Origin of the sequence: Pasteurella bettyae CCUG 2042 (assembly GCF_000262245.1) — a bacterium.
In the GTDB taxonomy this organism is placed as follows: domain Bacteria; phylum Pseudomonadota; class Gammaproteobacteria; order Enterobacterales; family Pasteurellaceae; genus Basfia; species Basfia bettyae.
On record NZ_AJSX01000047.1, the window covers coordinates 19,079 to 44,675 of the forward strand.

Below are 25,597 nucleotides of genomic sequence, written 5' to 3' on the forward strand. Positions count from 1 at the left end.
ATTTATTCAGGGGTAATCCAATTTACAGACCAACTGCCTGTACCTTCAGGGACTAATACATTTACTAAATACGGTAGGATTTTTTTCATTTGAGCTTCTAATTGCCATGGCGGATTAATGACAATCATACCACTTGCTGTCATTCCACGTTGATCAGAATCAGGACGTACAGCTAATTCAATTTGTAAGATTTTCCGAATGCCCGTGTCTTTTAATCCTTTCACCATACGTTTAGTTTGTTGACGTAATACCACTGGATACCAAATAGCATAAATTCCCGTAGCAAAACGTTTATAACCTTCTTCAATAGCATTAACGACAAGATCATAATCTTCTTTCATTTCATAAGGTGGATCAATGAGAACTAAACCACGACGTTCTTTCGGAGGTAAAGTGGCTTTAAGCTGTTGAAAGCCATCATCACGCTTAACCATGATATTATGGAATTCTTTAAAGTTATTCCGTAAGATTGGATAGTCAGCAGGATGTAATTCAGTAAGTGACCCACGATCCTGAGTACGTAACATTTGTGCCGCAATTAAAGGTGAGCCAGCATAATAACGCAGTTCTTTACCCCCATAATTGAGCTTTTTGATCATGTTTATATAGCGTTGAACTTCTTCTGGGAGATCATCTCGCTCCCATAAACGTGCAATTCCTTCTCTAAACTCTGCTGTTTTTTCGGCTTCTTCACTAAATAAACGGTAACGCCCGACACCTGAGTGAGTATCTAAGTAATAAAACCCTTTTTCTTTTTGTTTAAGGTTTTCAATAATTAACATTTCTACGATATGTTTCACCACATCCGCATGATTGCCGGCATGGAAACTATGACGATAGCTGAGCATAATAAGCCTTTTTAAATAAAATTTTTGGAAAATAAACCGCACTTTTAGGAAAAGTGCGGTAAATAAGGTTAAGTTAGATTGTTTAGTTAGAACAATTCTTGACGTTGTTGCGATGGAGCAGACTCGCCAGGATTGCCTGGTTTACTTCCAAACCGTTGTTGTAATTCAGGTGGTACATAATAACCACGTTCTTCTACGAAAACACGTTTAGGTTCACTGCCTTTAATAAAATATTCGACACGTCCACCACCATTTGCAAGTAGTCCAGAACCTATATCAATCCGTTTTTCTACAATATTTGTCGGTGTAGGTAAGGTACGTTCAGGAATATCTGAAAGTGCAAATTTCATATAGTTAATCCAAGCTGGCATTGCAGTTTTGGCACCAGCTTCACCTCGACCTAGCGTACGTTTATTATCATCAAAACCAACATAAATTGCTGTAGTTAGGTGAGCACCGAAGCCCGCATACCAAGCTACTTTTGAATTGTTTGTTGTACCTGTTTTACCACCGACATCTTTACGTTTAATTTCATTTGCCATACGCCAGCTAGTACCTTTCCAGCCTAAGCCAGGTTCACCATAAATAGCAGTATTTAATGCACTACGAATAAGAAAAGCAAGCTCACCACTAATGACTCGAGGTGCATATTGAATTTGTGGAGCTTCAGTTTTATCTTCTACCATAAGATTAACTTCGTCTTCACTAATTTTACCGCCTTGATTTTTCAATTCAGCAGGTTCATCAGCATTTTCAGAACCATCGCCTTCTTCACCATTAGTACTATCATCTGTTTTAGCTAAATTTAAATTGTCATTGGTATTTTCATTAGTTTTTAATGCATTCGCATCTAGTTTGTCTTGGGTTTGTCCATAAATTGTTGGAATGTCATCACAAGTCGTACAGGCAATTTTAGGATTAGCAATAAATAAATCTTTACCCGTATTATCAACGATACGATTAATAATAAATGGGTCGACTAAAAAACCACCGTTATCAAACACAGCGTAGCCACGTGCCATTTCTAACGGAGTAAAAGAGGCAGCCCCTAATGCTAAAGCCTCACTTGCAAAATATTGGTCACGTTTAAAACCAAAACGTTGTAGGAAATCAGCAACATAAGGAATTCCTGCTGTTTGCATCGCACGGATAGCAATCATATTTTTAGATTGTCCTAATCCTACACGTAAACGCATTGGACCATCATAACGATCTGGTGAGTTTTTTGGATTCCAATCTGCTTGCCCAGGTTTTCGGATAGAAATTGGAGTATCTTGTAAAATACTGGACAACGTTAATCCTTTTTCTAAAGCTGCTGCATAAATAAAAGGTTTAATGGAAGAACCCACTTGAACCATAGATTGAGTGGCACGGTTGAATTTACTCTGTTCGAAGCTAAAACCACCTACTAAGGCTTCAATTGCACCATTATCACTATTGAGAGATACTAAGGCGGAATTTGCTTCAGGAATTTGACCTAAACTCCATTCTCCTTTATTTGTTTGTTTTAACCAAATTTGATCGCCAGGTTTGACTGCAATTGATTTTCCTGACCAACGTAAAATGCTCGCATTTAAGCTGATTTTTTCACCAGATACCATGAGTACAGTAGTATTAGCTTTATCAGTAGATAATACTACTGCTGGGAAAAATGGCTCTGAGTTTGGTAATTTACGTAAAGTATCTAAGATTTTATCAGTTTCCCAAGCAGTCTCAGACTTATTCCAAAGTGATGTGGAACCACGATAGCCACTATGACGCATATCATAAGCGATTAAATTATTACGCACCGCTTTTTGTGCATTAGCTTGATCTTTTGAAAGAATGGTTGTGTAAACTTTATAGCCACTATTATAAGCATTTTCTTCTCCGTAGCGTTTAACCATTTCTTGGCGAACCATTTCAGTTACGTAATCTGCTCGGAATTCAATTTGTGCTCCATGATATGAGGCTTTAATAGGATCTTTACGTGCTTCATCATATTGTAATTTAGTGATGAAATTCATTTCTAACATGCGGCCCAGTACAACATTACGGCGTTCTTCTGCACGTTTTAGAGAGTAAAGTGGATTCATGGTTGATGGTGCTTTAGGTAAACCAGCAATGATAGCCATTTCAGATAAGGTTAATTCATCTAAATTTTTACCAAAATAGGTTTTTGCTGCGGCAGCTACACCATAAGAACGATAACCTAAATAAATTTTATTGAGGTAAAGTTCTAAAATCTCAGTTTTGGAAAGCGCATTTTCTATTTCAATAGCTAAAATCGCTTCTTTAGCTTTACGTATAATTGTTTTCTCAGGGGTTAAGAAGAAGTTTCTGGCTAACTGTTGTGTGATGGTACTTGCACCTTGTGATGCTCCACCATTATTAATAGCAACAGAAACCGCCCGAATAATACCAATAGGATCTAAACCATGATGTTCATAAAAACGGCTATCTTCGGTGGCAAGTACCGCCTTAATTAAGGTTTGGGGAACATTTTCAAGTTTTACAGGAATGCGACGCTGCTCACCGACTTCTCCAATCAGTTTTTCATCTGCGGTATAAATTTGCATCGGCTGTTGCAATTCTACGGTTTTTAAACTTTGTACATCTGGTAACTGAGATTTTATGTGGAAAAATAATAAACCCCCAGCAATGCACCCTAAAATAATCATAGTTAATAGAGTACTTAATATTAATTTTGCGATCTTCATTCCAAAATTCACTCTTTATTGATGCGTTTTATGAAAAAGTAAGAAACACTACTTTCCCCTTTATTAAACAACTAAGTATAAAGATTAGTTCAATAAATCTAAAGTTAAAAAATAAATTAGTCAGTAAAAAATAGGAAATTATGATGAAAATGACAAGGAATACAACGAAAAACCTAAATGTAGGATTATTTTTGAATCGCCAACATGGTAAAGAATTATTAGATGCCATTTGGTTTGATGAATATGGGCAAGCTTATCACGTGCTATGGGATATGTTTGATAGAACTCAATCTTTAGAAAACCTTATTCGACAGGTTGGGCAGTATTCTGATAAGCAAAAATTAGAGCTTAAACTTATTACTGCGGCTTTGCCAAATCAATTATGGAATCAAACATTATTTTTACCAGATACGCTCAATGAACAAGAATGTGAACAACAATGTGAGTTTTTCCTACAACGTGATTTACCAATTTCTTTAGAAGAGGTTTGGTATGATTATTGTGCAAGCCATTTGAAAGGTGGCACTCGTTTGGATATTTTTGCCATTATGCGTAAAGTCGCAGAACATCAAATTATGATGTTTGAGCCTTTTGGTTTAGATGTACTAGATAGTGCCATTTATGCTATTGAACGAGCTTATCGGTTTATTTTAAAAGCACAATTTAATGATGAGGCTGCAATGCTTTATCAAGATGAGCTTTACTCATTAGCGGTACAACGTAAGGGTCAACAACTTCGTGTATTACAATTAGCTGAAACCAGTCTAAGTGAGCTTTATGAACAATTTTGTGCAAGATACCAAGATATTCCAGAATATTGTTACGCTTACAGTGCAACAAATGCCTCACACTCTAGTGATTGGCAATTAATTGAAACCGATTTACCACTAATGGCGTTAGGTGCTGCTTTATGGACAGAAGAGCCTGAAAATAAAAATGTCTTACAGTTAGATTTAGAAGAACTTGAGGCTCTTGAAGAACTTGAACAAGCAGGTTTATTAGGTATCGGAGTGAAGCACTAGTTAATGAAACAATGGATAAATCTTTTGCCATGGAGAGCGCGTTTGTTTCGTCAACAACAACGACGATTGGTGTTTAAAATTTGGGGCTTTATCACCGCACTTTGCTTGACTTATGTTGGATTAAGTTATTGGAATCAGCATTTACAACAAATGATTGTTATAAAACAACATCAATTTCAACAACAACAGACAATGCTTTCTAAACTAGAATATCAATTAACGCAATTGAGGCAAGAACAAGAATGGGGAGAAGGGCAACTGCTGGTATCTTCAAATGAAGTTTTGCAATTAATGACATGGTTAAAAGATTTACCATTTATTCAAGGTGAACTCACAGAATTTTATGTTGAAAAAGAACGGATCAAGCTCAAGGGAAGGGTGACTCAGCAGTCTGAGTTTGATCATATTCAGCAATATATTAGTCAATCATCATTTATTCAAACACACCAATTGAATCATTTTATTACGCTATCAGATAGCACCATTGAATTTGGATTTGATATTTATTGGAAATAGTTATGGAACAACAATTATGGCGAAGTTGTGTCAAAGCTTCGCCGACTAAACAGAATTTTCTGTTGATCGGTGTTTTGGTATTAAGTTTATCTTTTCCAAGTTATCAATTCTTGCAGATGCAATATAGAATTAGGCAACTTGAACAAGAGGTATTTGCACAGCAGCAACAAGTAGAACATCAACAAAAATTACTTAATGTATTACAAAAAAAGATGCAGTATGAGTCATTCACGCCTCAATTAACACTCGCATTATCTCCTATTAATCAACATATTCAATTAACATCAAAACAACTTATTATTCATTCTTCCCAATGGAGCTTTTTACAATCTCCGATTTTAAAATTACAGATACAGGGGCGTTTCTCAACTATTAATCGATTTTTAATTCAGTTATTACAAAAATTTAAGCCTCTTCAACTAACGACATTACATCTTTATAAAAAAGATGATGAGCCAGGTATCTATAGTCAACTCACTTGCCAATTACATCATAAGGAGCCTGAATGAGACTAAGGGTTATTTTTGCATTATTGATAATAAATTTATTTTGGCTAGAAAATTTAAATGCTGAAGCAGATCCTTTTGATAAACAGCAGCGATTAGCACATGCTTTATCAACAGAATCAAGTAATGAAGTTCGACATCATTGTGATACAGAATCAACAGTGGTTGCAGAGCATATTTCTTTTCAGCAATTAAAGTTAATTGGCATGATGCAATATACAACAACTTGGAAAGCATTTTTTATGGATAATGAAAAACATATTTATACCGCTATGGTAGGTAATCTGATCAGTAAAGAGCAATTAAAATTACAGCAAATTAGCCGTAAGAACATCCAATTATTAGCCTGGGATGAGGCAGGAAATTGTCAGCAAACACGAGTAGTTAACATAAAATTTTAGGGCGAAATATGAAAGGAATAATATTATTTATAGTTAAATTCGGGCTTTGTTTAGGGCTTTTGATGCCTATTGCTATGGCTGAAAAGATTGATTCAACTTTTTCAATTCGTTTAAAAAGGGCACCTTTAGTACCAACACTACAACAATTAGCGCTTGAACAAAATATCAATTTGATTCTTGATGATGAACTAGATAGTACCTTGTCATTACAATTAGATAAAGTTGATTTTCCTCAACTTTTAACATCTGTTGCAAAATTAAAACAGCTTTCTTTATGGCAAGATAAAGGCATTTATTATTTGAGTAAACATAATTTAGTCGAGCAATCTACATCACTTCCTAAAGATAAAATTTTTGAAAAGCCTACCGCACTTTTAGCTGAACCAAAAATTGTAACCAGTGCGATAAAATTGCATTTTGCTAAAGCCTCAGAAGTGATGAAATCTTTGACTTCAGGGACGGGATCATTGCTTTCACCCACAGGTGCTATTAGTTTTGATGAACGGAGTAATCAACTTTTAATTCAAGATGATAATGTTTCTATACAAAATATTAAGAAAATGATTGCTCAACTAGATAAGCCTATTGAACAAATCGCTATTGAGGCTCGAATTGTTACAATGAATGATGAAAGTTTGAAAGAGCTAGGTGTTCGGTGGGGGCTATTAGAGGGGGTAAATACCGCACATCGTGTTGCAGGCAGTTTAGAGGGTAATGGATTGTTAAATATTGCAGAAAATCTTAATATTAATTTCCCAACTAGCTCCACACCAGCAGGTTCAATAGCATTACAAGTGGCTAAAATTCACGGTAGATTATTAGATCTTGAATTAACCGCATTAGAACAGGAACATAATGTAAAAATTATTGCTAGTCCTCGTTTGCTCACGACAAATAAAAAGAGTGCAAGTATTAAACAGGGAACAGAAATTCCTTATGTGACAGTCAATCGAAAAAATGATACAGAGTATGTTGAATTTCGAGATGCAGTGTTAGGCTTAGAAGTCACCCCTCATATTTCTAAAGATAATTCGATTCTATTAGATTTAATTGTCAGCCAAAATTCACCAAGTGCAAATATTGTATATGGCAATAGTAATTTGATTGCTATTGATAAACAGGAAATTAATACTCAAGTTTTTGCAAAAGATGGTGAAACTATTGTATTAGGTGGTGTATTTAACGATACGATTACTAAGGGTGAAGATAAAGTTCCTGTGCTAGGAGATATTCCTATTATTAAACGCCTATTTAGTAAAGAAAGTAAAAAGCATCAAAAGCGTGAATTAGTGATTTTTGTTACTCCGCATATTCTCAAACAGGGTGAAACTTTAGAACAGATTCAAAAACGATTCGAATATCCTATTAGCGACTTAAAAAAATAAAATAATTCGCTATTTTGCCCCTGTTTTATTAAATAATTACAATAAATTTCTTCCTAAGGTTGAAAATAGGGGGGGTTTATTGAGATAATCTATCAGTTTAGGTGATCCGTTTATTTATCGTTGGTGATGGAAACGATTAAGGATTTTTTTAACCGATTAGAATATTTTAAGAAGAATAAAAAATGGCAGAAAAACGTAATATTTTTTTAGTGGGTCCAATGGGCGCTGGTAAAAGTACCATTGGTCGCCAACTTGCTCAACTTTTAAATATGGAATTTATTGATTCTGATAACGAAATAGAGCAGCGAGCGGGGGCAGATATTAGTTGGATTTTTGATATCGAAGGAGAAGCTGGTTTTCGTAAACGTGAAGCTCGAGTGATTAATGAACTTACTCAGAAACAAGGCATCGTGCTTTCTACTGGTGGCGGTTCTATCGTTTCAAAAGAAACCCGTAATCATCTTTCCGCTCGTGGTATTGTTATTTATTTACAAACTACAGTCGATAAACAGTTTGAACGCACTCAACGAGATAAAAAACGCCCTCTTCTGCAAGGCGTTGATGATACTCGTCAAGTTTTAGAAGAATTAGCAAAAATCCGTAATCCATTATATGAAGAAATAGCGGATATTACTTTACCAACAGATGAACAAAGTGCGAAATTAATGGCGAGTCATATTGTTGAGTTAATTGATAATTTTAACGGGTAAATAATCTATAAATTAAGGTTGTAAGTTATGGAATGTGTAAATGTTGAATTAAAAGAACGCCGTTATCCCATTTACATTGGTGAGTCTTTATTAACCAATGTAGCAGTTTATCCTCTTCAAGCTGAAGATAAAGTGATGATTGTGAGTAATCCAACAATTGCACAATATTATCTAAAACCCGTAACTGAAACCTTAGAAAAAATAGGTTGTAAAGTAAGCCATGTTTTACTTCCAGATGGAGAAAAATATAAAAATCTAGACTCATTAAATAGGGTTTTTACCGCATTATTAGAAGAAAATCATGGTCGTGATACTACGCTAATTGCCTTGGGAGGTGGGGTGATTGGTGATATTGTAGGTTATGCAGCTGCGAGTTATCAACGTGGTATTCGCTTTATTCAAATACCAACTACTTTACTGGCTCAAGTGGATTCCTCAGTAGGTGGAAAAACCGCTGTTAATCATGAGTTAGGTAAAAATATGATAGGTGCGTTTTATCAACCTATTACAGTGATTATTGATACCACAACCCTGAATACTTTACCTAAACGAGAAGTGAACGCAGGCTTAGCTGAAGTGATTAAATACGGCGCTATTTTAGATTTAGCATTCTTTGAATGGCTAGAAGAGCATATTGATAATTTAGTCGCATTAAAACAACAAGACCTAAAGTTCTGTATTGCTCGTTGTTGCCAAATTAAAGCAGATATTGTTGCTTGTGATGAAACTGAGAAAGGAGATCGTGCTTTATTAAACCTTGGTCATACTTTCGGGCATGCTATTGAAACTCATTTAGGTTATGGAAATTGGTTACATGGTGAGGCGGTAGCCGTAGGCTCCATGATGGCGGCAGCATTATCTGAAAAATTAGGAAATATCACTCGTCAAGATGTTGGCCGCTTAGAAAAATTATTTGCTCGTGCAAATTTGCCAACGGTTTCACCTGATACGATGCAACCAGAAGATTATTTACCGCATATGATGCGCGATAAAAAAGTGTTAGCAGGTAAATTACGTCTTGTTTTATTAAAGTCACTCGGGCAAGCTTATGTTGCTACAGATATGAATCAACAACTGGTTCTTGCTGCAATCCAGGCTTGTACTCAAAACGATTAGTGCCACTCAATGTCTTCTCGTGCAAAAACTAAACATTACTTAAAACACCGTTCATTTTTAAAATGGGCGGGGGGGAAGTTTCGGTTAATGGATGATATTAATCGTTTACTTCCTAAACGTAAAAAATGTTTAGTCGAGCCTTTTGTCGGGGCTGGTTCAGTATTTCTTAATAGCCATTTTGAGAGATATGTCCTTGCCGATATTAATCCTGATTTAATTAATTTATTTAATGCGGTTAAACTAGATGTAGAGGCTTATATTAGTGCCTTAAAACCTATTTTTTTCCATCCTCAGGCAAATACTGCTAACTATTATTATCAACGACGAGCTGATTTTAATGCATCGGAAGACACTTTTGTTCGTTCAGTATTATTTCTTTATTTAAATCGTTTTGGTTTTAACGGCTTATGTCGCTATAACTCACAAAATGAATTTAATGTGCCGTTTGGTGCTTATAAAACTCATTATTTCCCTGAACAAGAATTACGCTATTTTGCGGAAAAAGCACAAAGTGCGGTCTTTATTTGTGCAGATTTTCAAGAAACTTTTGCGCTCGCAGACGAGGATTCGGTCATCTATTGTGATCCACCTTATGCTCCTCTTATACAAGAAACCAATTTTACCAAGTATTCATCTCATGATTTTTCATTAGAACATCAACATCATTTGGCTATGCTTGCTAAACAGATATCTCAAGAACGTCATATTCCAGTATTGATATCTAATCATGATACTAAATTTACTCGTGAAATTTATAATGGGGCAAAATTCAAACGTATTAAAGTGCAACGTTCTATTAGTCAAACTTCAGAACGACGTATTAAAGTTAATGAGTTAATTGCTCTTTTTAAATAGGATAAGTTTTTTTAGCCAATTTCAGGATTAATTTTAAAAGTTAATTTGATAATTTCTGGATAATCTTTTTGAATTAAGTTTAATAAATCTTGTTGTTTAAATAGTAGGCTTTGGCGTACAACAGCATTCGTTACTTCAATAATTAGGCTATCTTGAGTAAAGTTGGCAAGGCGATATAAGCCTTTACATTGTGCAGGGAAAATTTGTTGAAGCTGTTGGTTTAATTGATTTAGGAATAATCCTTTTTGCATGATCTTTGATAAGTCAGAGGTTTCTAACAGATCTTTAATATTCATTACTTTCTGGTTACGTGGCATTGAATTTCCTAAATTGATCCCAATTAATAAAGGACATTGTAGCGAATTTCCGTTACAATACGAAAAACTTTTTTAGCTGTTTGTATAATGATGATAATTTCTCATAAAATTAAGCATACATTTTGGTCGCAACTTCTGGTAAGTATGATTGCGATGTTTGCTTTGCCTAACGTTCAAGGCATTGAATATAGCGAATCAACTACAGAAAATTATCAACAACAATCACATCACTTTCAGCAACAATTATTAAAAAAAGTAGCACTTGTTCATCAAGCGATTGCACCTTATTCTGATGTGCAACAACGTCATATTGAACAGGTAAAATTTTCTAAAAGTGAACCGCACTTATTTGTCTCTTCTTTATGCGAGTTCTCTCCTCCAATTCGTGGTAGTCCTTCTCTTTAATGCAGATGTAAGTCAATGCTATCGAGCATTATCAATATAATTTATCCTGATGAATAATCTCATCTTGGCCCTTTATTGAAAAGAGAAATAAGATTTATGTTAAAAACTATCGCAACAAAAATTTTTGGTAGTCGCAATGATCGTGTACTACGTAGATTAAACAAAATTGTAAGAAAAATTAATGCATTAGAACCAAGTTTTGAAGCTTTAACTGATGATGAGTTAAAAGCGAAGACAGCAGAGTTTCGTGCAAGATTAGAAAAAGCTGAAAGCTTAGAAAGTTTAATGCCAGAAGCTTTTGCAACTGTTCGTGAAGCCAGTAAACGTGTACTTGGTATGCGCCATTTCGATGTACAGCTTGTCGGTGGAATGGTATTAACTAATCGTAATATTGCTGAAATGCGTACAGGTGAAGGTAAAACCTTAACCGCAACTTTACCTTGTTATTTAAATGCGTTAACAGGTAAGGGCGTTCATGTGGTGACTGTAAATGACTATCTTGCAGGTCGTGATGCAGAAACTAACCGTCCATTATTTGAATTTTTGGGGATGACAGTAGGCGTGAATGTGCCAGGTTTATCGCCAGAAGCAAAGCGTGAAGCCTATAAAGCAGATATTACTTATGCAACAAACAGTGAATTAGGTTTTGATTATTTACGGGATAACTTAGCACATTCTGCGGAAGATCGTTTTCAACGCCAATTACATTATGCATTAGTAGATGAAGTGGATTCCATCTTAATTGATGAAGCACGTACACCTTTAATTATTTCAGGCCCCGCAGAAGATAGTTCTGAACTTTATATGGCGATTGATAAATTAATCCCATTATTAATCAAACAAGATAAAGAAGACAGTGATGAATATCAGGGAGATGGTGACTTCACTTTAGACTTAAAAACTAAACAAGCTTATTTAACCGAACGAGGCCAAGAAAAATGTGAGAATTGGCTAACCAGTAATGGTTTTATGGGCGAGGATGAATCTTTATATTCACCAGCAAAAATCGGCTTATTACATCATATTTATGCTGCATTGCGTGCTCATACTTTATTTGAACGAGATGTGGATTATATTGTTAAAGATGGTGAGATTGTTATTGTTGATGAACACACTGGCCGTACAATGGCTGGGCGCCGTTGGTCGGATGGTTTACACCAAGCTATCGAAGCAAAAGAGCATGTGAGAATTCAAGGTGAGAATCAAACAGTTGCTTCGATTACTTATCAAAACTATTTCCGTTTGTATGAAAAATTAGCAGGTATGACTGGTACAGCTGATACCGAAGCATTTGAATTTCAACAAATCTACGGTTTAGAAACCATCGTTATTCCAACTAATCGACCGATGATTCGTGATGACCGAACAGACGTGATGTTTGAAAATGAAGCTTATAAATTTAAAGCGATTATTGATGATATCAAAGAATGTGTTGCACGTAGTCAGCCAGTATTGGTGGGTACAGCATCTATTGAAAAGTCAGAATTACTGTCTCATGAATTAAATAAAGCAGGCATTCCACATAATGTATTGAATGCAAAATTCCATGCTCAGGAAGCGGAAATTATTGCTAATGCAGGGTATCCTGGTGCAGTAACTATTGCAACCAATATGGCAGGGCGTGGTACGGACATTATGTTGGGCGGCAACTGGAAAGCGGAAGCAGCTAAGCTAGATAATCCAACAGAAGAACAAATTGAAGCGCTAAAAAATGCATGGCAACAACGTCATGATACCGTAATGAAAGCGGGTGGTTTACATATTATTGGTACAGAACGACATGAATCTCGTCGTATTGATAATCAGTTACGTGGTCGTTCAGGTCGTCAAGGCGATCCAGGTTCATCTCGCTTCTACTTATCATTAGATGATAGCTTAATGCGTATTTACTTGAATGAAGGTAAGTTAAATATGATGCGTAAAGCTTTCACTACTGAAGGTGAAGCAATGGAATCGAAATTATTGGCTAAAGTTATTGCTTCAGCACAAGCAAAAGTTGAGGCGCATAACTTTGATGGTCGTAAGAACTTATTACAATTTGATGATGTTGCAAATGACCAACGTCATGCGATTTATGCCCAACGTAATGATTTATTAGATCATGATGATATTTCAGAGACAATTGTGGCGATTCGAGAAGATGTCTTTAATGAGGTGATTGATCAATATATTCCACCGCAATCATTAGAAGAACAATGGAATATTCCAGAACTGGAAACGCGTTTAAAACAAGACTTTGCCTTAGATTTACCAATTGCAAAATGGTTAGAAGAAGATAATAACTTACATGAAGATAATCTTCGTGAACGTATTGTTGAAGCTGCAATTAAAGAATATCAACGTAAAGAAGAGATTGTTGGTGCAGAAACTATGCGTAACTTTGAAAAAGGAGTAATGTTACAAACTCTTGATGAGTTATGGAAAGAGCATTTATCTTCAATGGATCAATTACGTAAAGGTATTCATTTACGTGGCTATGCACAAAAAGATCCTAAACAGGAATATAAAAAAGAGTCATTCCAGATGTTTACGGAAATGTTGGATGCTTTAAAACTTTCTGTGATCAGAACATTAAGTCGTGTTCAAGTACGCACCCAAGAAGAAGTTCAAGCACAACAGCAAGCCATGGCAGCGGTGGAACAAGCGGCAAAACAAATTTCAGATGCTGAATATGGTAATTCAAGCACTACAGGTGAAAGTGTTGATGGTCAGCGAGCTGTCGCACAGGGAGAACATCGTATTGGTCGTAATGATCCTTGTCCTTGTGGCTCTGGCAAAAAATACAAGCATTGCCATGGTAGTCGTGTAACACAAGAATCTTAGTATGAAGTAAGTGCGGTTAAAAATTTAAAATTTTTAACCGCACTTTTTAATTGAATAAATGTCAATTATGAATAAGTCTAATCATTCAGTAGGAAAATGATGATGAATAAGAAACAAGTCCAAGTTGCAGCAGGTATTATTCGTAATGAGTTTGGGCAGATCTATTTAACACAACGTTTAGAAGGGCAAGATTTTGCACAATCCTTAGAATTTCCTGGTGGTAAAATTGATATGGGAGAAACACCAGAACAAGCGCTAAAAAGAGAGTTAGAGGAAGAAGTTGGGATCGTCGCTTTAAACCCCGTTATGTATGAGCAGTTTGTTTTTGAATACCCCAATAAAATTATTCATTTTTATTTTTACTTAGTCAAAGAATGGATTGGTGAACCTTTTGGTCGTGAAGGGCAAGAGGGATTTTGGATAGCGCAACATGATTTAGATGAATCTAAATTTCCTCCAGCTAATTTAAAATTGGTACAACGGTTATTGGCAGAAAGTTAGATAAATTTTACTTGAAAATTTTTGAAAACTTGACCGCACTTTTATCGTGATAGGCAAAGCCCTGAAAATTCAGGGCTTTGATCTTTGGTTTGAATTAACGTAGCACAAGAATTGGTTTATCCGTATTACGGGCTACTCGTACAGTATTTGCACTTAAACCTTCTGCATGAGGTTTACTGCTCGCTAACATGACAATAATATCAACATCTTTCTCATCTGCAATATGGCAGATTTCTTCATAAATTGTCCCATAGGTAACAATATGTTGTACTTTTGCATCTTTAGGAAATGTCGCTTGTGTAAAGTCATGTAGCTTTTTATTGGCTTCCGCTAACACAGATTTATCAAAGTTCTTAGGTAAGAATGCCGCAATTAAACTATTATCCACAGGCTCAATAATTGACACAACACGATAGACTGCATTTGGGTTATTCGCTGTAAGCTTCAAGGCCGTATTAACCACATACTTTGCACTTTCTAGATTGGCTAAGTCAATTGCAATGAGTAGCTTGTTATACATAGTAAATTTCCTTTTTCATTTATTGATGGCACAGCTATATGTGCCATAAAATTAGTGTTGTTTTAAACGACGACGTTGGTTATAACCGATTAAGAAAGCAAGGATAAATGCAGGTATAAATATCCATTCTTTGGCAGGTGCATCTTGCGGTAATGCCACATCTATAATGGTTTGATCCCAGTTTAATCCTGCTTTTGCTGCTTCAGAATCGATTTCTACTAAGTCAATGATTACTTTAGGTGTTTCGACACCATCAATAGTAATTTTGTCATCCGTTTGCATGAGTGTTAAGCCTAGTTTTTTCACTCGTTCTTCACCTGTGGCACCTTCTGGCACTGGTAATTGAGCATAAAATTCTATCGGTTTACCGTAGGGGTTAACACCTGAAACTTTAAGCATGAATTTCTCACCAACCTTAACATTTTGTAATTGTTGTACCATTTGAACAGGTTCAATATGTCGTTCTGATGGGATGATACGTTCCATAAAGAAACCCGGTCTAAATAAAGCAAATGCTAGGATTAATAAGAGAATAGTTTCCCACCATTTATTTTTGGTAAAGAAATAATTCATGGTTCCAGCTGTAAATAGTAAAACCCCCGTAGTAGCACTAATAAATACTAAAATACCTTTTGCCCAACCTACGTCAAGTAAGAGCAAGTCCGTATTAAAAATAAATAGGAAAGGTAAAATGGCTGTTCTTAAACTATATATAAAAGCCACCATCCCTGTTTTTATTGGGCTACCACCAGAAATTGCAGCTGCCGCAAATGAAGCTAGACCAACAGGTGGAGTAACATCTGCCATAATGCCAAAATAGAATACAAATAAGTGTACTGCAATGAGGGGAACAATTAAGCCATTTTGACGCCCAACTTCTACAATAACGATTGCCATAAGGGAAGATACAACAATGTAATTTGCAGTGGTTGGTAAACCCATACCAAGAATTAGGCTGAAAATAGCCACCAGAATTAACATTAGGATGATATTGCCCATAGAAAGCAGCTCAATCACACCTGAAAGTTGTACTCCAAATCCAGTGAGAGCGACAACTCCTACGATAATTCCTGCAGTTGCGGTAGCTAAACCAATACCAGTCATATTACGCCCACCGCTTTCTAAACCTTCTAATAATTCTTGCCAACCTTGTTTTAATAAGGCTTTTGTAATAGGTTGTTTCCGGAAGAAATTTAATAGTGGACGTTGTGTTAATTGAATAGCAATTAGCGTTATTGTTCCCCAGAATGCGGATAAACCAGGAGATAACATTTCTACCATTAAACACCACAATAAAACCACAACAGGAATTAAATAATGTAAACCTGAATTTACAGTAGGTTTGGTGGCAGGTAATGTTGCAATAGGCGAGTTTGGATCGTCTACTTCAAGGTCTGGAAAACTTGCCACACGACGAATCAGTAATAAATATACTATTGTCAGAATAATGCAGACAATGAGTAAAGAATGTTGAGGGATAACTTCATCAATCCATCCTAAACCGAACTTAACAGCAAAATATAATATGCAAATAATTAGGAAAGATGCGAGAGTACGAATTAAACTAATTAAAAAAGGCTTTGGTGGTTCAACTCGTGCTAAGCCTTGTAAATTCATTTTACAAGCTTCTAAGTGGACAATATAAACTAGTGCAATATAAGAAATTAATGCTGGCAAGAAGGCATGCTTAATTAATTCATTATATGGCATATTAATGTATTCAATCATCAAAAATGCTGCTGCACCCATGACTGGAGGCATAATTTGTCCATTGACAGATGAGGCAACTTCAACAGCACCTGCTTTTTCATTGGTAAAACCAACACGTTTCATCATTGGAATGGTGAAGGTTCCCGTGGTAACTACATTTGCAATAGATGAACCAGAAATTAATCCCGTTAAACCTGATGATACAACCGCTGCTTTAGCTGGTCCTCCTCGTAAGTGACCTAAATAAGCAAAAGCTGTTTTAATAAAATAGTTACCAGCACCAGCTTTGTCTAGTAAAGCGCCAAATAATACGAATAGAAATACATATTTAGTAGAGACGCCTAGGGCAATTCCGAATACACCTTCAGTAGTTACCCATTGTTGATTAATAATATGTGCAAGGGAACCGGTACGATGGCTAATTAACCAATCACTAGGAAAATATTGACCAAAAAAGTTATAAAGTAAGAAGATAATAGCTATGACGACTAATGGTAATCCAAGGCTACGACGTGTAGCTTCTAAAACCAATAACACGCCAATACAACCTGCGATAATATCTTGTAAATTGGGCGCGCCAAAACGTTTAACTAATCCTTCATAAAAGAAAATATAGTATAAACCAAGAAAAGCACCTAAAAATGCAAAGCACCAGTCTAAAGCAGGAATTTTGTGCTTAGGTGAGTTGGCAAAAGCTGGATAAGATAAAAATGCAAGGAACATGGCAAAGGCTAAATGAATTGAACGTGCTTTTGTATCATCGACGACAACATTCAAATTAATGCCTAAGCTACTTAACCATTCTTGAAGTATAAACGGGAGTGGTGAAGCATAATAAATTTGGAAAATAGACCATAGAATAGCAACATATACGATGGTTTTTTTTGCAACACCCGTTGGTGTTCGCCCCCCCGTATCATTAGAAGCTACCATATCTTGGAGGTCATCATAGATTGCTGTTTTAGGTTCTGACATAGGTTGATTCTCACGAGATAATGAAAAATAAAAAAACTATAACTTTTATAGTTATGAATTAAATTACCACAGAGTGGGTAATCCAAACTGTGGTAACTTATTAATGGCTATATGTCATTAGTTAAGACTGAGAAGTTATTTAATCCAGCCTCGTTCTTTATAATAGCGCACTGCTCCATCGTGTAGCGGTGCAGAAAGTGCATTTTTGATCATGTCTTCTTCTTTCAAGTTTGCAAAGGCTGGGTGTAAACGTTTGAAACGATCGAAGTTATCAAAAACAGCTTTAACAACAGCATAAACTTTATCTGCATCAACATCACTTGAGCTAACGAGAGTTGCATAGACACCAAATGTATCTACTGGTTGATCGGAGCCTTTATATAAACCGCCAGGAATGGTCGCTTTAGCATAATAAGGATGATCTGCAACTAATTTATCAATCGCTTCACCTGTGACTGGAACTAAATGAGCATTACAAGATGCCGCAGCCTCTTTTAATGCACCATTAGGATGCCCTACATTATAGGTAATTGCATCTAAGTTGTTATCACACATAACAGATGCCATTTCAGCTGGTTTTAGCTCTGAAGCTACTTTGAAATCTTTATCTGTCCAACCTTTTGCCGCTAAAATAACATTCATTGTTGCACGAGTACCAGAGCCTGGATCTCCCACATTGACTCGTTTACCTTTTAAATCATCAAAATTTTTGATTCCTGAATCATCACGAGCCATTAAAGTAAAGGGTTCTGGGTGAAGAGAAAAGACTGCTCTGAGTTTATCATTCTTTTTACCTTCAAATGAGCTTGAACCATTATATGCATGGAATTGCCAATCTGATTGAGCAATCCCCATATCCATTTGTTTTTCTGCGATGGCATTTAAGTTAGCCACTGAAGCTCCTGTTGATGGAGCATTACATTTGATTTGGGTTTTTGCAGTATCACGATTTACTAACTGGCAAATTGATTGACCAACAACGTAATATACCCCTGTTTGCCCACCTGTACCGATAGTAATAAAGCTTTCTTCTGCTTGAACAGAGAATGCAGCCATTGCCATACTTGTTACTAATGATAATTTTAAAAATTTTTTCATAGTTAGCTCTCCGTGCATATTGCAATATGTGAGTAATGTTGTGTTATGTATTCATAATTTATTAAAAAATGAACAATTACAGATATACTAGAGTTTAAAATCTTTTGCAATAGATATTTTTATCGTAGATATAAATTTTATTAATGCATAATAAAATTTTGTTTTATGGCATGGAGATAAATGATTTTAAATAAATTAAGAATAATCCTATCTTTATTTTATGATTGCAGGTTTTGACTACATCGTAGCTATATGAAGTGTTACTATATTTCTTATAGAAATATATTCTAAATTAACCCTTTAGAACAAAATTTGAGAGTTGTTGCCAAAGATTATGGCTAAATTCTTGTTTAGCTAATCGTTCTAGTTCACCCAGTTGTTGGCAGATTAGGTATAATTTTCGATATGTCAGACGCTTCAAGGCTTGAGTGTATAAATTGCGGCGATTTTGCCAAATTTTTAGGCGATCAAAATTTTCTCTTAATTGATTCAGAGGCAGGCTATCATCAATACTGGTAAGACGCTGTTGTGGTTTAGTAAGAGTTAATAAGATAATTAATTCACGTTGTAGTGTGCGTAATAAAATAATAGGCTGCACATCCTCTGCTTGTAAGCCATTTAAAATACGTTGGGCTCGAGCCTCTTTGCCTTCTAGTAACGCATCTACCCATTGGAATGGGGTAAAAATAGAGGATTGTTCTACAATATTTTTAACACGAACAAAGCTCAACTTGTTATCAGGGTGTAGCAGTGCAAGCAACTCTAATGCTTGTTTTAGAGCCAATAAATTATTTTCATAACTATAGCAAAGTAATTGAAGCGCATCTTGCTCAATTGTCAGCCCCATTGTTTTAACACGGTTGCTCACCCAAATAGGGAGTTGTTCTACAGTTGGTGTCTGGCAGTTGATAAGTACAGATTGTGATTCATAGTGTTCAAGTTGTACAAAGCAATCTTGTTTTTCCATTGTTTTTGTGAGCTTTAGAAAGTGTAAAATCAGCAAAATATCTTCATTAAGCAATGAAATGAGTTCGATCAAGTTTTTTTGTAAAACTGCGGTCAAATTTTCAGGAAATTTTAGAATGATGACTTGTTTATTGAAAAACAACCCCATGGATTGGCAACGTTCAAAAAGATCATTCCAATCTGTCATGTTATCAATTATTACCTCAACTTTTTCATCAAAGCCTTGTGTATTGGCTATTTTGGTAATCTGATCTAGGCTTTCACTAAGCAATAAAGGATCTTGCCCAATTAAATAATAGACTCGAGCGAGTCTATTATTTAGGGAATGAGAAAGTTGCTCAGTAAAAATTCTATTCATTTACTTAGTATTTGTTTGTTTGATTTGATGTTGCAGTGCCACCATTTTTTGGATTAATTGACGTGCTGCTTGTTCACGCATATCGTTCCACATAATTTCTTTTTCAGATGATTTAGCCAGTGCTGCACGTGAGTTATCAAAAAAAGTGCGGTTTACTTTAGCAATAATTGGATAAGGGGCTTTGTTAGGCAATTTTACAGAAGCTTCCACTTGTAAAATTAACATTTTTTCTGCTTCACGACCTTGTTTAAATACCGATACCACTTCATCGTTTGTACTGATTTTATTTAAACGTAGCACAGGTACATTTGCGTTAGCATCAACGAGTTTTACATTATTCACTTGGAGTTGTTTACGCATCGCAATGGTCATATAGCCATATTGATCCGCACTTTCAAGGGTTAAGGTTTGTAATTCTTGTGGTACTAATTGACCGTTTTGAAAATGAAAACCACAAGCAGTTAAAGCTACTAAAGAGGCTGTCATAAAGAGGGTTTTGAGTCGTTTTAACATAGAAAAACCTTGTTTTATAACCGCACTTTTAATAAAAGTGCGGTGGATTTTTAGATTATTTTGCTACGAAGCTTAATAATTTACCTGGCACATAAATAACTTTGATCACGTTTAAGCCATCTAAGAATTTTTGTACATTTTCATCTGCTAGGGCAACTTGTTTAATATCTTCTTCACTCATATCAGCAGGAACAGTGATTTTTGCACGAACTTTACCATTCACTTGTACAACGACTAATTTTTCATCATCTATCATTGCTTTTTCATCAGCTTGAACCCATGCAGTAAAATCAATACTGTCAGTATGACCTAAATCTTTCCATAATTGGAAACAAATATGTGGTGTGATTGGGTAGAGCATACGTACAACAGCACTTAGTGCTTCAGCCATAACGGCACGATCTTGTTCTGTATCCAACGGAGCTCGGGTTAATTTATTCATTAACTCCATAATGGCTGCGATTGCTGTATTGAAAGTTTGACGGCGACCAATGTCATCACTGACTTTAGCAATAGTTTTATGCACATCACGGCGTAATGCTTTTTGTGCAGATGAAAGTGCAGTCACATCAATTGCAACGGTCGTTGGTGCTTTGTTATATTCAAACACTAAGTTCCATAAACGACGTAAGAAACGATTAGCTCCTTCTACGCCAGACTCTTGCCATTCAAGAGTCATTTCAGCAGGAGATGCAAACATCATAAATAAACGCACGGTGTCAGCACCGTATTTCTCTACCATTTCTTGTGGATCGATACCATTATTTTTAGATTTAGACATTTTGGTCATGCCGGCATGAACGAGTTCGTGACCTTCTTCATCTACTGCTTTAATAATGCGACCTTTTTCATCACGTTGTAAATTAACTTTAGTTGGTGATACCCAAATACGTTCATTAGTTGGGCTGGTGTAATAGAATGCATCTGCTAATACCATACCTTGACAAAGTAATTTTTTAGTGGGTTCATCTGAACTCACAAAACCTGCATCACGTAATAGTTTATGGAAGAAACGGAAATAAAGTAAATGCATAGTTGCATGTTCAATACCACCGATATATTGGTCAACAGGTAGCCAATAATTGGCTTCTTCTTTATCTAACATGTCCTCTTGGAATTGTGGACAGGTATAGCGTGCATAATACCAAGAGGATTCCATGAACGTATCGAAAGTATCAGTTTCTTTTAATGCAGGCTGACCGTTATAAGTTGTTTTTGCCCATTCTGGATCTGCTTTAATTGGACTCTTCACACCATCCATTACGACATTTTCAGGAAGAATAATTGGTAAATCTTCTTTAGGTACAGGGACGACTTCACCGTTTGGTAAAGTAAGCATTGGGATTGGCGCTCCCCAATAGCGTTGACGAGAAACACCCCAGTCACGTAAGCGGTAGTTCACTTGGCGTTTACCTACGCCCATTTTTTCTAATTTATCAGCAATCCCATTGAATGCAGTATCAAAATCACAGCCATCAAATTCCGCAGAGTTAATCAGTTTACCTGGTTCTGTAAAAGCAGCTTTAGTTAAATCAATTTCTTCACCATTTATAGGTGTAATGACTTGATTAATTGGTAAGCCATATTTGCTAGCAAATTCAAAGTCACGTTGATCGTGGGCAGGCACTGCCATTACCGCACCTGTACCATAGTGCATTAATACGAAATTAGCCACCCAAATTGGCACAAGTTTACCCGTGATCGGGTGAATAGCATTAATGCCTGTCGCCATGCCTTTTTTCTCCATGGTAGCAAGCTCAGCTTCCGCCACTTTGGTGCCTTTACATTCTTGGATAAATGAGGCTAATGCAGGATTATTCTCAGCGGCTTTTTCTGCTAATGGATGACCCGCGGCCACCGCCATATAGCTCACGCCATAGAAAGTATCTGGACGAGTGGTATAGACAGCAACAGTTTCATCGCTGTTTTCAATTTTGAAAGTGATCTCTACCCCTTCAGAACGTCCAATCCAGTTACGTTGCATGGTTTTCACCATATCTGGCCATTCTGGTAATGTATCTAAATCCCCTAATAATTGTTCTGCGTAATCAGTAATTTTGATGAACCATTGAGGGATTTCTTTTTGTTCCACTGGCGTATCACAACGCCAACAACAACCTTCGTGTACTTGTTCGTTAGCAAGTACAGTTTCATCATTCGGACACCAGTTGACAACTGAGGTTTTCTTGTAAACTAAGCCTTTTTTATATAATTCAGTAAAGAACCATTGTTCCCATTTATAGTAATCAGGTTTGCAAGTCGCAATTTCACGATCCCAGTCATAAGAGAAACCTAACATCTTAAGTTGGTTTTTCATGTAATCAATATTTTCATAGGTCCATTTTGCAGGTGCTGTTTTGTTTTTTACAGCAGCACCTTCTGCCGGTAGACCAAAGGCATCCCAACCCACTGGTTGTAATACATTTTTACCATTCATACGTTGATAACGAGACACAACATCAGCAATCGTATAGTTACGCACATGTCCCATGTGTAAACGACCAGATGGGTAAGGGAACATGGAAAGACAGTAGTATTTTTCTTTGCTCGTGTCTTTAACTGCTTTAAATGTGTGATTATCCTGCCAATGTTTTTGTACTTCTGCTTCAAGTAGGTCAGGACGATATTGTTCTTGCATAGTATTACCTTAAAACTATTGAAAAATGAACCGCCTTTTGCGGTGAATTTGGAGTTATAAAATTGCCAATAGGATAGCTTAAAATCAGTAAAATTAACAGAATTTTAAGAGAAATTACCGCACTTTTATTATGTTGAAACAAGATTATAAAGGGCAAAAAGTGCGGTAGAAAATTGAAAAATTTGAATTAGATAACTTTAGCAGTATATTTCAATTTTTGAATAGCTTTAATCAGTTGCTCATTACTGACATGGTTGTTTACGATAACCTTAACTATTTTATCTTTCATCGTGGCTTTTGTTGAAATAACCCCGTCAATTGCACGCAATTCTTTATTGACTAAATAAACGCAGAGTTGACAAGTCATTTCATCCACAAATAAAGATACTTCACGCTGTTCTGTCAACGTTTGTGTAGTTACTGTTTCAGATGCTTGTAATGGCATAACATTTGCTAAGCCCAAAGTTAAAAATAAAATATAAATAAATTTTTTCATGGTGATGCCTATGATTATTCCAAATATTCTAAAATCCAAGGGAGAATAGTGGGATAACAAAGAAAGAAAATAATCACAACAAATACAATCCAGTAGAGAATGATTAAACCTCGACGAGAAATATATTTGCTACAAATTATTTTTTTAGAGAACATTAATAGCCAAAAACCATAGCCAAATGCTACCAATGAAATTATTAGCATAGGAATACGTAGATATTCATATTGGTTGAGTTTGATTAACCAAGTAGAGGAAATCCCAAAGGCTAAATAAATCAGTGGCGCAATACAGCATAGTGTAGAGGTCACTGCAGCGATAACCGCAGTGACACAAGAGACTATGAATTTATTGTTAGAGTTCTTTAGAAACGAATTCATAACCAAATTCTTTAGCATCATATGAGTTAAGTGGATCGCCTCCGATTTCTGCGTAAGGATAACCAAAGTTGTTTAATGGTGTTAGCTCTGGTGTCGGATAAAGCGTGAAATCACGACCATGATTATAACCCATCCAGTTTGCTTCCCAATTACCAAACAAGTATTTGGCTACCGCTTGCGTATCTTTATCTTCAACCGATTTTTTCTCTGTGAGTCGATATTTAGCTACGTCAGCTGAATCTACAGGAACCCATCCAAACCCAGCTAAATAGAATTCAGCACGGCAGTGTTGTCCGCCATTTTCGTTAGCAATTTTATCTTTTGCCCCACCAAATGCAGCTTTTGAATATTCTCCCATTTTTACAGCTTGCCCTAAACGAATACCAAAAACTTCACGAGCAGGAATACCTGATGCACGAGCAAGTGCTACAAAAACAGAATTAATATCAGTACATTTACCTTTTAATACACCTGTTTTTAAGATTTTTTCCACATCACCATCACCACATCCTAGTACAGAATTATCACGCTCCATGTTATTTACGATCCAAGTGTGAATCAATTCAGCTTTTTTCAATGGATTGCTTTCATTACCTACAATTTTTTCCGCAAATTGTTTCACAATTCCATTGGTTTTGATATGTGCCGTTGGTTTCAAATATTCTTGTACATCCACCGAATATTCAATTTTTTCTGGTACTTGATAATTATCTAAAGCGCCTTTAAGCATAGGTTCACGGTCTTTAGTTAAGACCACTAATTTCACCTGAAGATCCCGTTTTTCGGCTTTTTCATCCCAATTTGCAAATAAAGTTTTGGCACCATATTGGTTATTTTCAGTAATGTAAGCTTGTTTGTAATTACCATCAAACTCAATGGTTTTGACTTCTTGATAATCATTAGTGAAAGGGAGTGGAACCCATAATTTAGTTTCACCTTTGGAACCTTGGGGAACAACTAAATTGTAAGTTTGCGTGAATTCGTAAGTATGTGTATTTGTATTGGTTGCTGGAATCGTATTAGCTTGAGTTAAACTCACAGCACAAGAAAGTGCGGTTAGTAAGAAGAGTTTTTTCATTGGAAAATCCCTATTAGTAAATAAACAAAACTTGTTATATTTAACGCTCAGAGCTGCAGGCAGAATGAGTTAGCTATAAGAATAACGCAAATTCGAATAAAATCAACTCAATTTATCAGCAATGGCAACGTTCATATAAGGGGACTAGATCACGAATCGTTTGAGTAATAAATTCAACAGCATCTATGTTATTGAGATCTTTTGCTTCGATATTTTGTCCAATGCACCAATAATCTTCTTCTGATTGTAAAATAAGCGTCGATGGTGAAAGTTGTTTCACTTGTCGAAAGTCATCATATTCACTTTCATTACAATGCCAAATATCAAAGTTGGAGAATCGTTTAAAATCAAATTGATTAAGCCATTGATTATATTGTTGTACATTAATTTGTGATCGATCTGCACGATAACAATGCCAATCTAAGCATACTTTTAATCTTCGATGATTTAAAATAACAGAGAAAATGGCAGCAGAGTTTTGATTAAATTCATATTTAAAATAAGCAAAGAAATGTGCTCTCACTTGCCAACCATTACACCATTTCTCAATATGAGGTTCTGCAAAAGGTTGTCCAAGCTGTTGTGATACTTGTAGAATGGTTTGTTTCCAGTCATTCCAAGCTAATTTATAATCTTGTTTTATTTGAGGAATAAGCTCAGTACAATATTTCTTTAATTGTGAAAATTGAAAGTAAGGAATATTAAATAATTCACAAGATTTAGACGTAAGCATAATATTTTCCTTATTTTAGATATAAAAAAAC

The 25,597-nt window shown here is 35.8% G+C and carries 24 protein-coding genes; 11 read left to right on the top strand and 13 right to left on the bottom strand.

Translation table 11 applies throughout. The annotated features are described in order from the left end of the window. Positions 1-2: 2 nt before the first annotated feature. Both HMPREF1052_RS10075 and HMPREF1052_RS10080 read right to left on the bottom strand, forming a co-directional pair. The gene (locus HMPREF1052_RS10075) at positions 3-848 is read right to left on the bottom strand and encodes a 23S rRNA (adenine(2030)-N(6))-methyltransferase RlmJ (RefSeq protein ID WP_005761712.1); all 846 of its coding nucleotides are present in this window, start codon (positions 846-848) and stop codon (positions 3-5) included. 86 nt (positions 849-934) lie between these two features. Then, positions 935-3,547: a penicillin-binding protein 1A gene (locus HMPREF1052_RS10080; RefSeq protein WP_040596591.1), complete on the bottom strand. Its 2,613-nt coding sequence runs from the start codon at positions 3,545-3,547 to the stop codon at positions 935-937. Between the two features lie 143 nt (positions 3,548-3,690). On the opposite strand from HMPREF1052_RS10080, the gene pilM reads away from it, so the two are divergent. The 8 genes from pilM to HMPREF1052_RS10120 all read left to right on the top strand — a co-directional run bounded on the left by pilM (position 3,691) and on the right by HMPREF1052_RS10120 (position 10,058). Then, positions 3,691-4,569: a pilus assembly protein PilM gene (gene pilM, locus HMPREF1052_RS10085; protein ID WP_005761714.1), complete on the top strand. Its 879-nt coding sequence runs from the start codon at positions 3,691-3,693 to the stop codon at positions 4,567-4,569. Between the two features lie 3 nt (positions 4,570-4,572). Then, on the top strand, positions 4,573-5,085 hold the full coding sequence (locus HMPREF1052_RS10090; protein WP_040596592.1) for a hypothetical protein: 513 nt from the start codon (positions 4,573-4,575) through the stop codon (positions 5,083-5,085). Between the two features lie 2 nt (positions 5,086-5,087). After that, a complete protein-coding gene (locus HMPREF1052_RS10095) occupies positions 5,088-5,594 on the top strand; it encodes a hypothetical protein (RefSeq protein WP_005761770.1) in 507 nt (168 codons plus the stop codon). Then, positions 5,591-5,992, top strand: a complete 402-nt coding sequence (locus HMPREF1052_RS10100; protein ID WP_005761866.1) for a pilus assembly protein PilP — start codon at positions 5,591-5,593, stop codon at positions 5,990-5,992. The genes HMPREF1052_RS10095 and HMPREF1052_RS10100 overlap by 4 nt, the downstream gene beginning before the upstream one ends. Positions 5,993-6,000: 8 nt before the next feature. Continuing rightward, positions 6,001-7,377, top strand: coding sequence for a type IV pilus secretin PilQ (locus HMPREF1052_RS10105; protein WP_005761690.1), 1,377 nt, complete (start codon positions 6,001-6,003; stop codon positions 7,375-7,377). Between the two features lie 182 nt (positions 7,378-7,559). Beyond that, the gene (gene aroK / locus HMPREF1052_RS10110) at positions 7,560-8,087 is read left to right on the top strand and encodes a shikimate kinase AroK (RefSeq protein ID WP_005761783.1); all 528 of its coding nucleotides are present in this window, start codon (positions 7,560-7,562) and stop codon (positions 8,085-8,087) included. Between the two features lie 27 nt (positions 8,088-8,114). After that, positions 8,115-9,203 (top strand): 3-dehydroquinate synthase, encoded by a 1,089-nt coding sequence (aroB, locus tag HMPREF1052_RS10115; protein WP_040596593.1) that lies wholly within the window; start codon positions 8,115-8,117, stop codon positions 9,201-9,203. Positions 9,204-9,212: 9 nt separating this feature from the next. Continuing rightward, on the top strand, positions 9,213-10,058 hold the full coding sequence (locus HMPREF1052_RS10120) for a Dam family site-specific DNA-(adenine-N6)-methyltransferase (RefSeq protein ID WP_040596594.1): 846 nt from the start codon (positions 9,213-9,215) through the stop codon (positions 10,056-10,058). A gap of 11 nt (positions 10,059-10,069) precedes the next feature. On the opposite strand, the gene HMPREF1052_RS10125 is transcribed toward HMPREF1052_RS10120, so the two are convergent. Then, positions 10,070-10,375: a DciA family protein gene (locus tag HMPREF1052_RS10125; protein WP_005761759.1), complete on the bottom strand. Its 306-nt coding sequence runs from the start codon at positions 10,373-10,375 to the stop codon at positions 10,070-10,072. A gap of 87 nt (positions 10,376-10,462) precedes the next feature. Between HMPREF1052_RS10125 and secM the strand changes: the two genes are divergently transcribed. The 3 genes from secM (at position 10,463) to mutT (ending at position 14,104) form a co-directional block, all read left to right on the top strand. Continuing rightward, the gene (secM, locus tag HMPREF1052_RS10130) at positions 10,463-10,780 is read left to right on the top strand and encodes a secA translation cis-regulator SecM (RefSeq protein WP_081484413.1); all 318 of its coding nucleotides are present in this window, start codon (positions 10,463-10,465) and stop codon (positions 10,778-10,780) included. Positions 10,781-10,876: 96 nt separating this feature from the next. Further along, complete coding sequence (gene secA / locus HMPREF1052_RS10135; protein ID WP_005761864.1) at positions 10,877-13,603, top strand: preprotein translocase subunit SecA; 2,727 nt, start codon at positions 10,877-10,879, stop codon at positions 13,601-13,603. 102 nt (positions 13,604-13,705) lie between these two features. Next, positions 13,706-14,104 carry an 8-oxo-dGTP diphosphatase MutT gene (mutT, locus tag HMPREF1052_RS10140; RefSeq protein ID WP_040596595.1) on the top strand — a complete coding sequence of 133 codons (399 nt, stop codon included), beginning with the start codon at positions 13,706-13,708 and terminating at the stop codon, positions 14,102-14,104. Between the two features lie 94 nt (positions 14,105-14,198). On the opposite strand, the gene HMPREF1052_RS10145 is transcribed toward mutT, so the two are convergent. From HMPREF1052_RS10145 to HMPREF1052_RS10190, 10 genes are all read right to left on the bottom strand, one after another. Beyond that, complete coding sequence (locus HMPREF1052_RS10145; RefSeq protein ID WP_005761805.1) at positions 14,199-14,624, bottom strand: universal stress protein; 426 nt, start codon at positions 14,622-14,624, stop codon at positions 14,199-14,201. 51 nt (positions 14,625-14,675) lie between these two features. Next, the gene (locus HMPREF1052_RS10150) at positions 14,676-17,309 is read right to left on the bottom strand and encodes a TRAP transporter permease (RefSeq protein ID WP_005761697.1); all 2,634 of its coding nucleotides are present in this window, start codon (positions 17,307-17,309) and stop codon (positions 14,676-14,678) included. A 135-nt stretch (positions 17,310-17,444) separates the two neighbouring features. Next, the gene (locus tag HMPREF1052_RS10155; RefSeq protein WP_005761780.1) at positions 17,445-18,407 is read right to left on the bottom strand and encodes a TAXI family TRAP transporter solute-binding subunit; all 963 of its coding nucleotides are present in this window, start codon (positions 18,405-18,407) and stop codon (positions 17,445-17,447) included. Positions 18,408-18,699: 292 nt separating this feature from the next. Continuing rightward, a complete protein-coding gene (gene holA, locus HMPREF1052_RS10160) occupies positions 18,700-19,731 on the bottom strand; it encodes a DNA polymerase III subunit delta (protein WP_005761681.1) in 1,032 nt (343 codons plus the stop codon). Then, positions 19,732-20,244, bottom strand: a complete 513-nt coding sequence (locus HMPREF1052_RS10165; RefSeq protein WP_005761812.1) for an LPS-assembly lipoprotein LptE — start codon at positions 20,242-20,244, stop codon at positions 19,732-19,734. Between the two features lie 55 nt (positions 20,245-20,299). Then, complete coding sequence (gene leuS / locus HMPREF1052_RS10170) at positions 20,300-22,882, bottom strand: leucine--tRNA ligase (protein ID WP_005761694.1); 2,583 nt, start codon at positions 22,880-22,882, stop codon at positions 20,300-20,302. Positions 22,883-23,069: 187 nt separating this feature from the next. After that, positions 23,070-23,378, bottom strand: coding sequence for a heavy-metal-associated domain-containing protein (locus tag HMPREF1052_RS10175; RefSeq protein WP_005761884.1), 309 nt, complete (start codon positions 23,376-23,378; stop codon positions 23,070-23,072). Positions 23,379-23,392: 14 nt separating this feature from the next. Next, the gene (locus HMPREF1052_RS10180) at positions 23,393-23,755 is read right to left on the bottom strand and encodes a mercuric transporter MerT family protein (RefSeq protein ID WP_040596597.1); all 363 of its coding nucleotides are present in this window, start codon (positions 23,753-23,755) and stop codon (positions 23,393-23,395) included. Then, positions 23,730-24,833 carry a transglutaminase-like domain-containing protein gene (locus HMPREF1052_RS10185; protein WP_005761760.1) on the bottom strand — a complete coding sequence of 368 codons (1,104 nt, stop codon included), beginning with the start codon at positions 24,831-24,833 and terminating at the stop codon, positions 23,730-23,732. The genes HMPREF1052_RS10180 and HMPREF1052_RS10185 overlap by 26 nt, the downstream gene beginning before the upstream one ends. Before the next feature lie 115 nt (positions 24,834-24,948). Next, positions 24,949-25,566 carry an HI_0552 family protein gene (locus tag HMPREF1052_RS10190; protein WP_005761850.1) on the bottom strand — a complete coding sequence of 206 codons (618 nt, stop codon included), beginning with the start codon at positions 25,564-25,566 and terminating at the stop codon, positions 24,949-24,951. Positions 25,567-25,597: the final 31 nt, after the last annotated feature.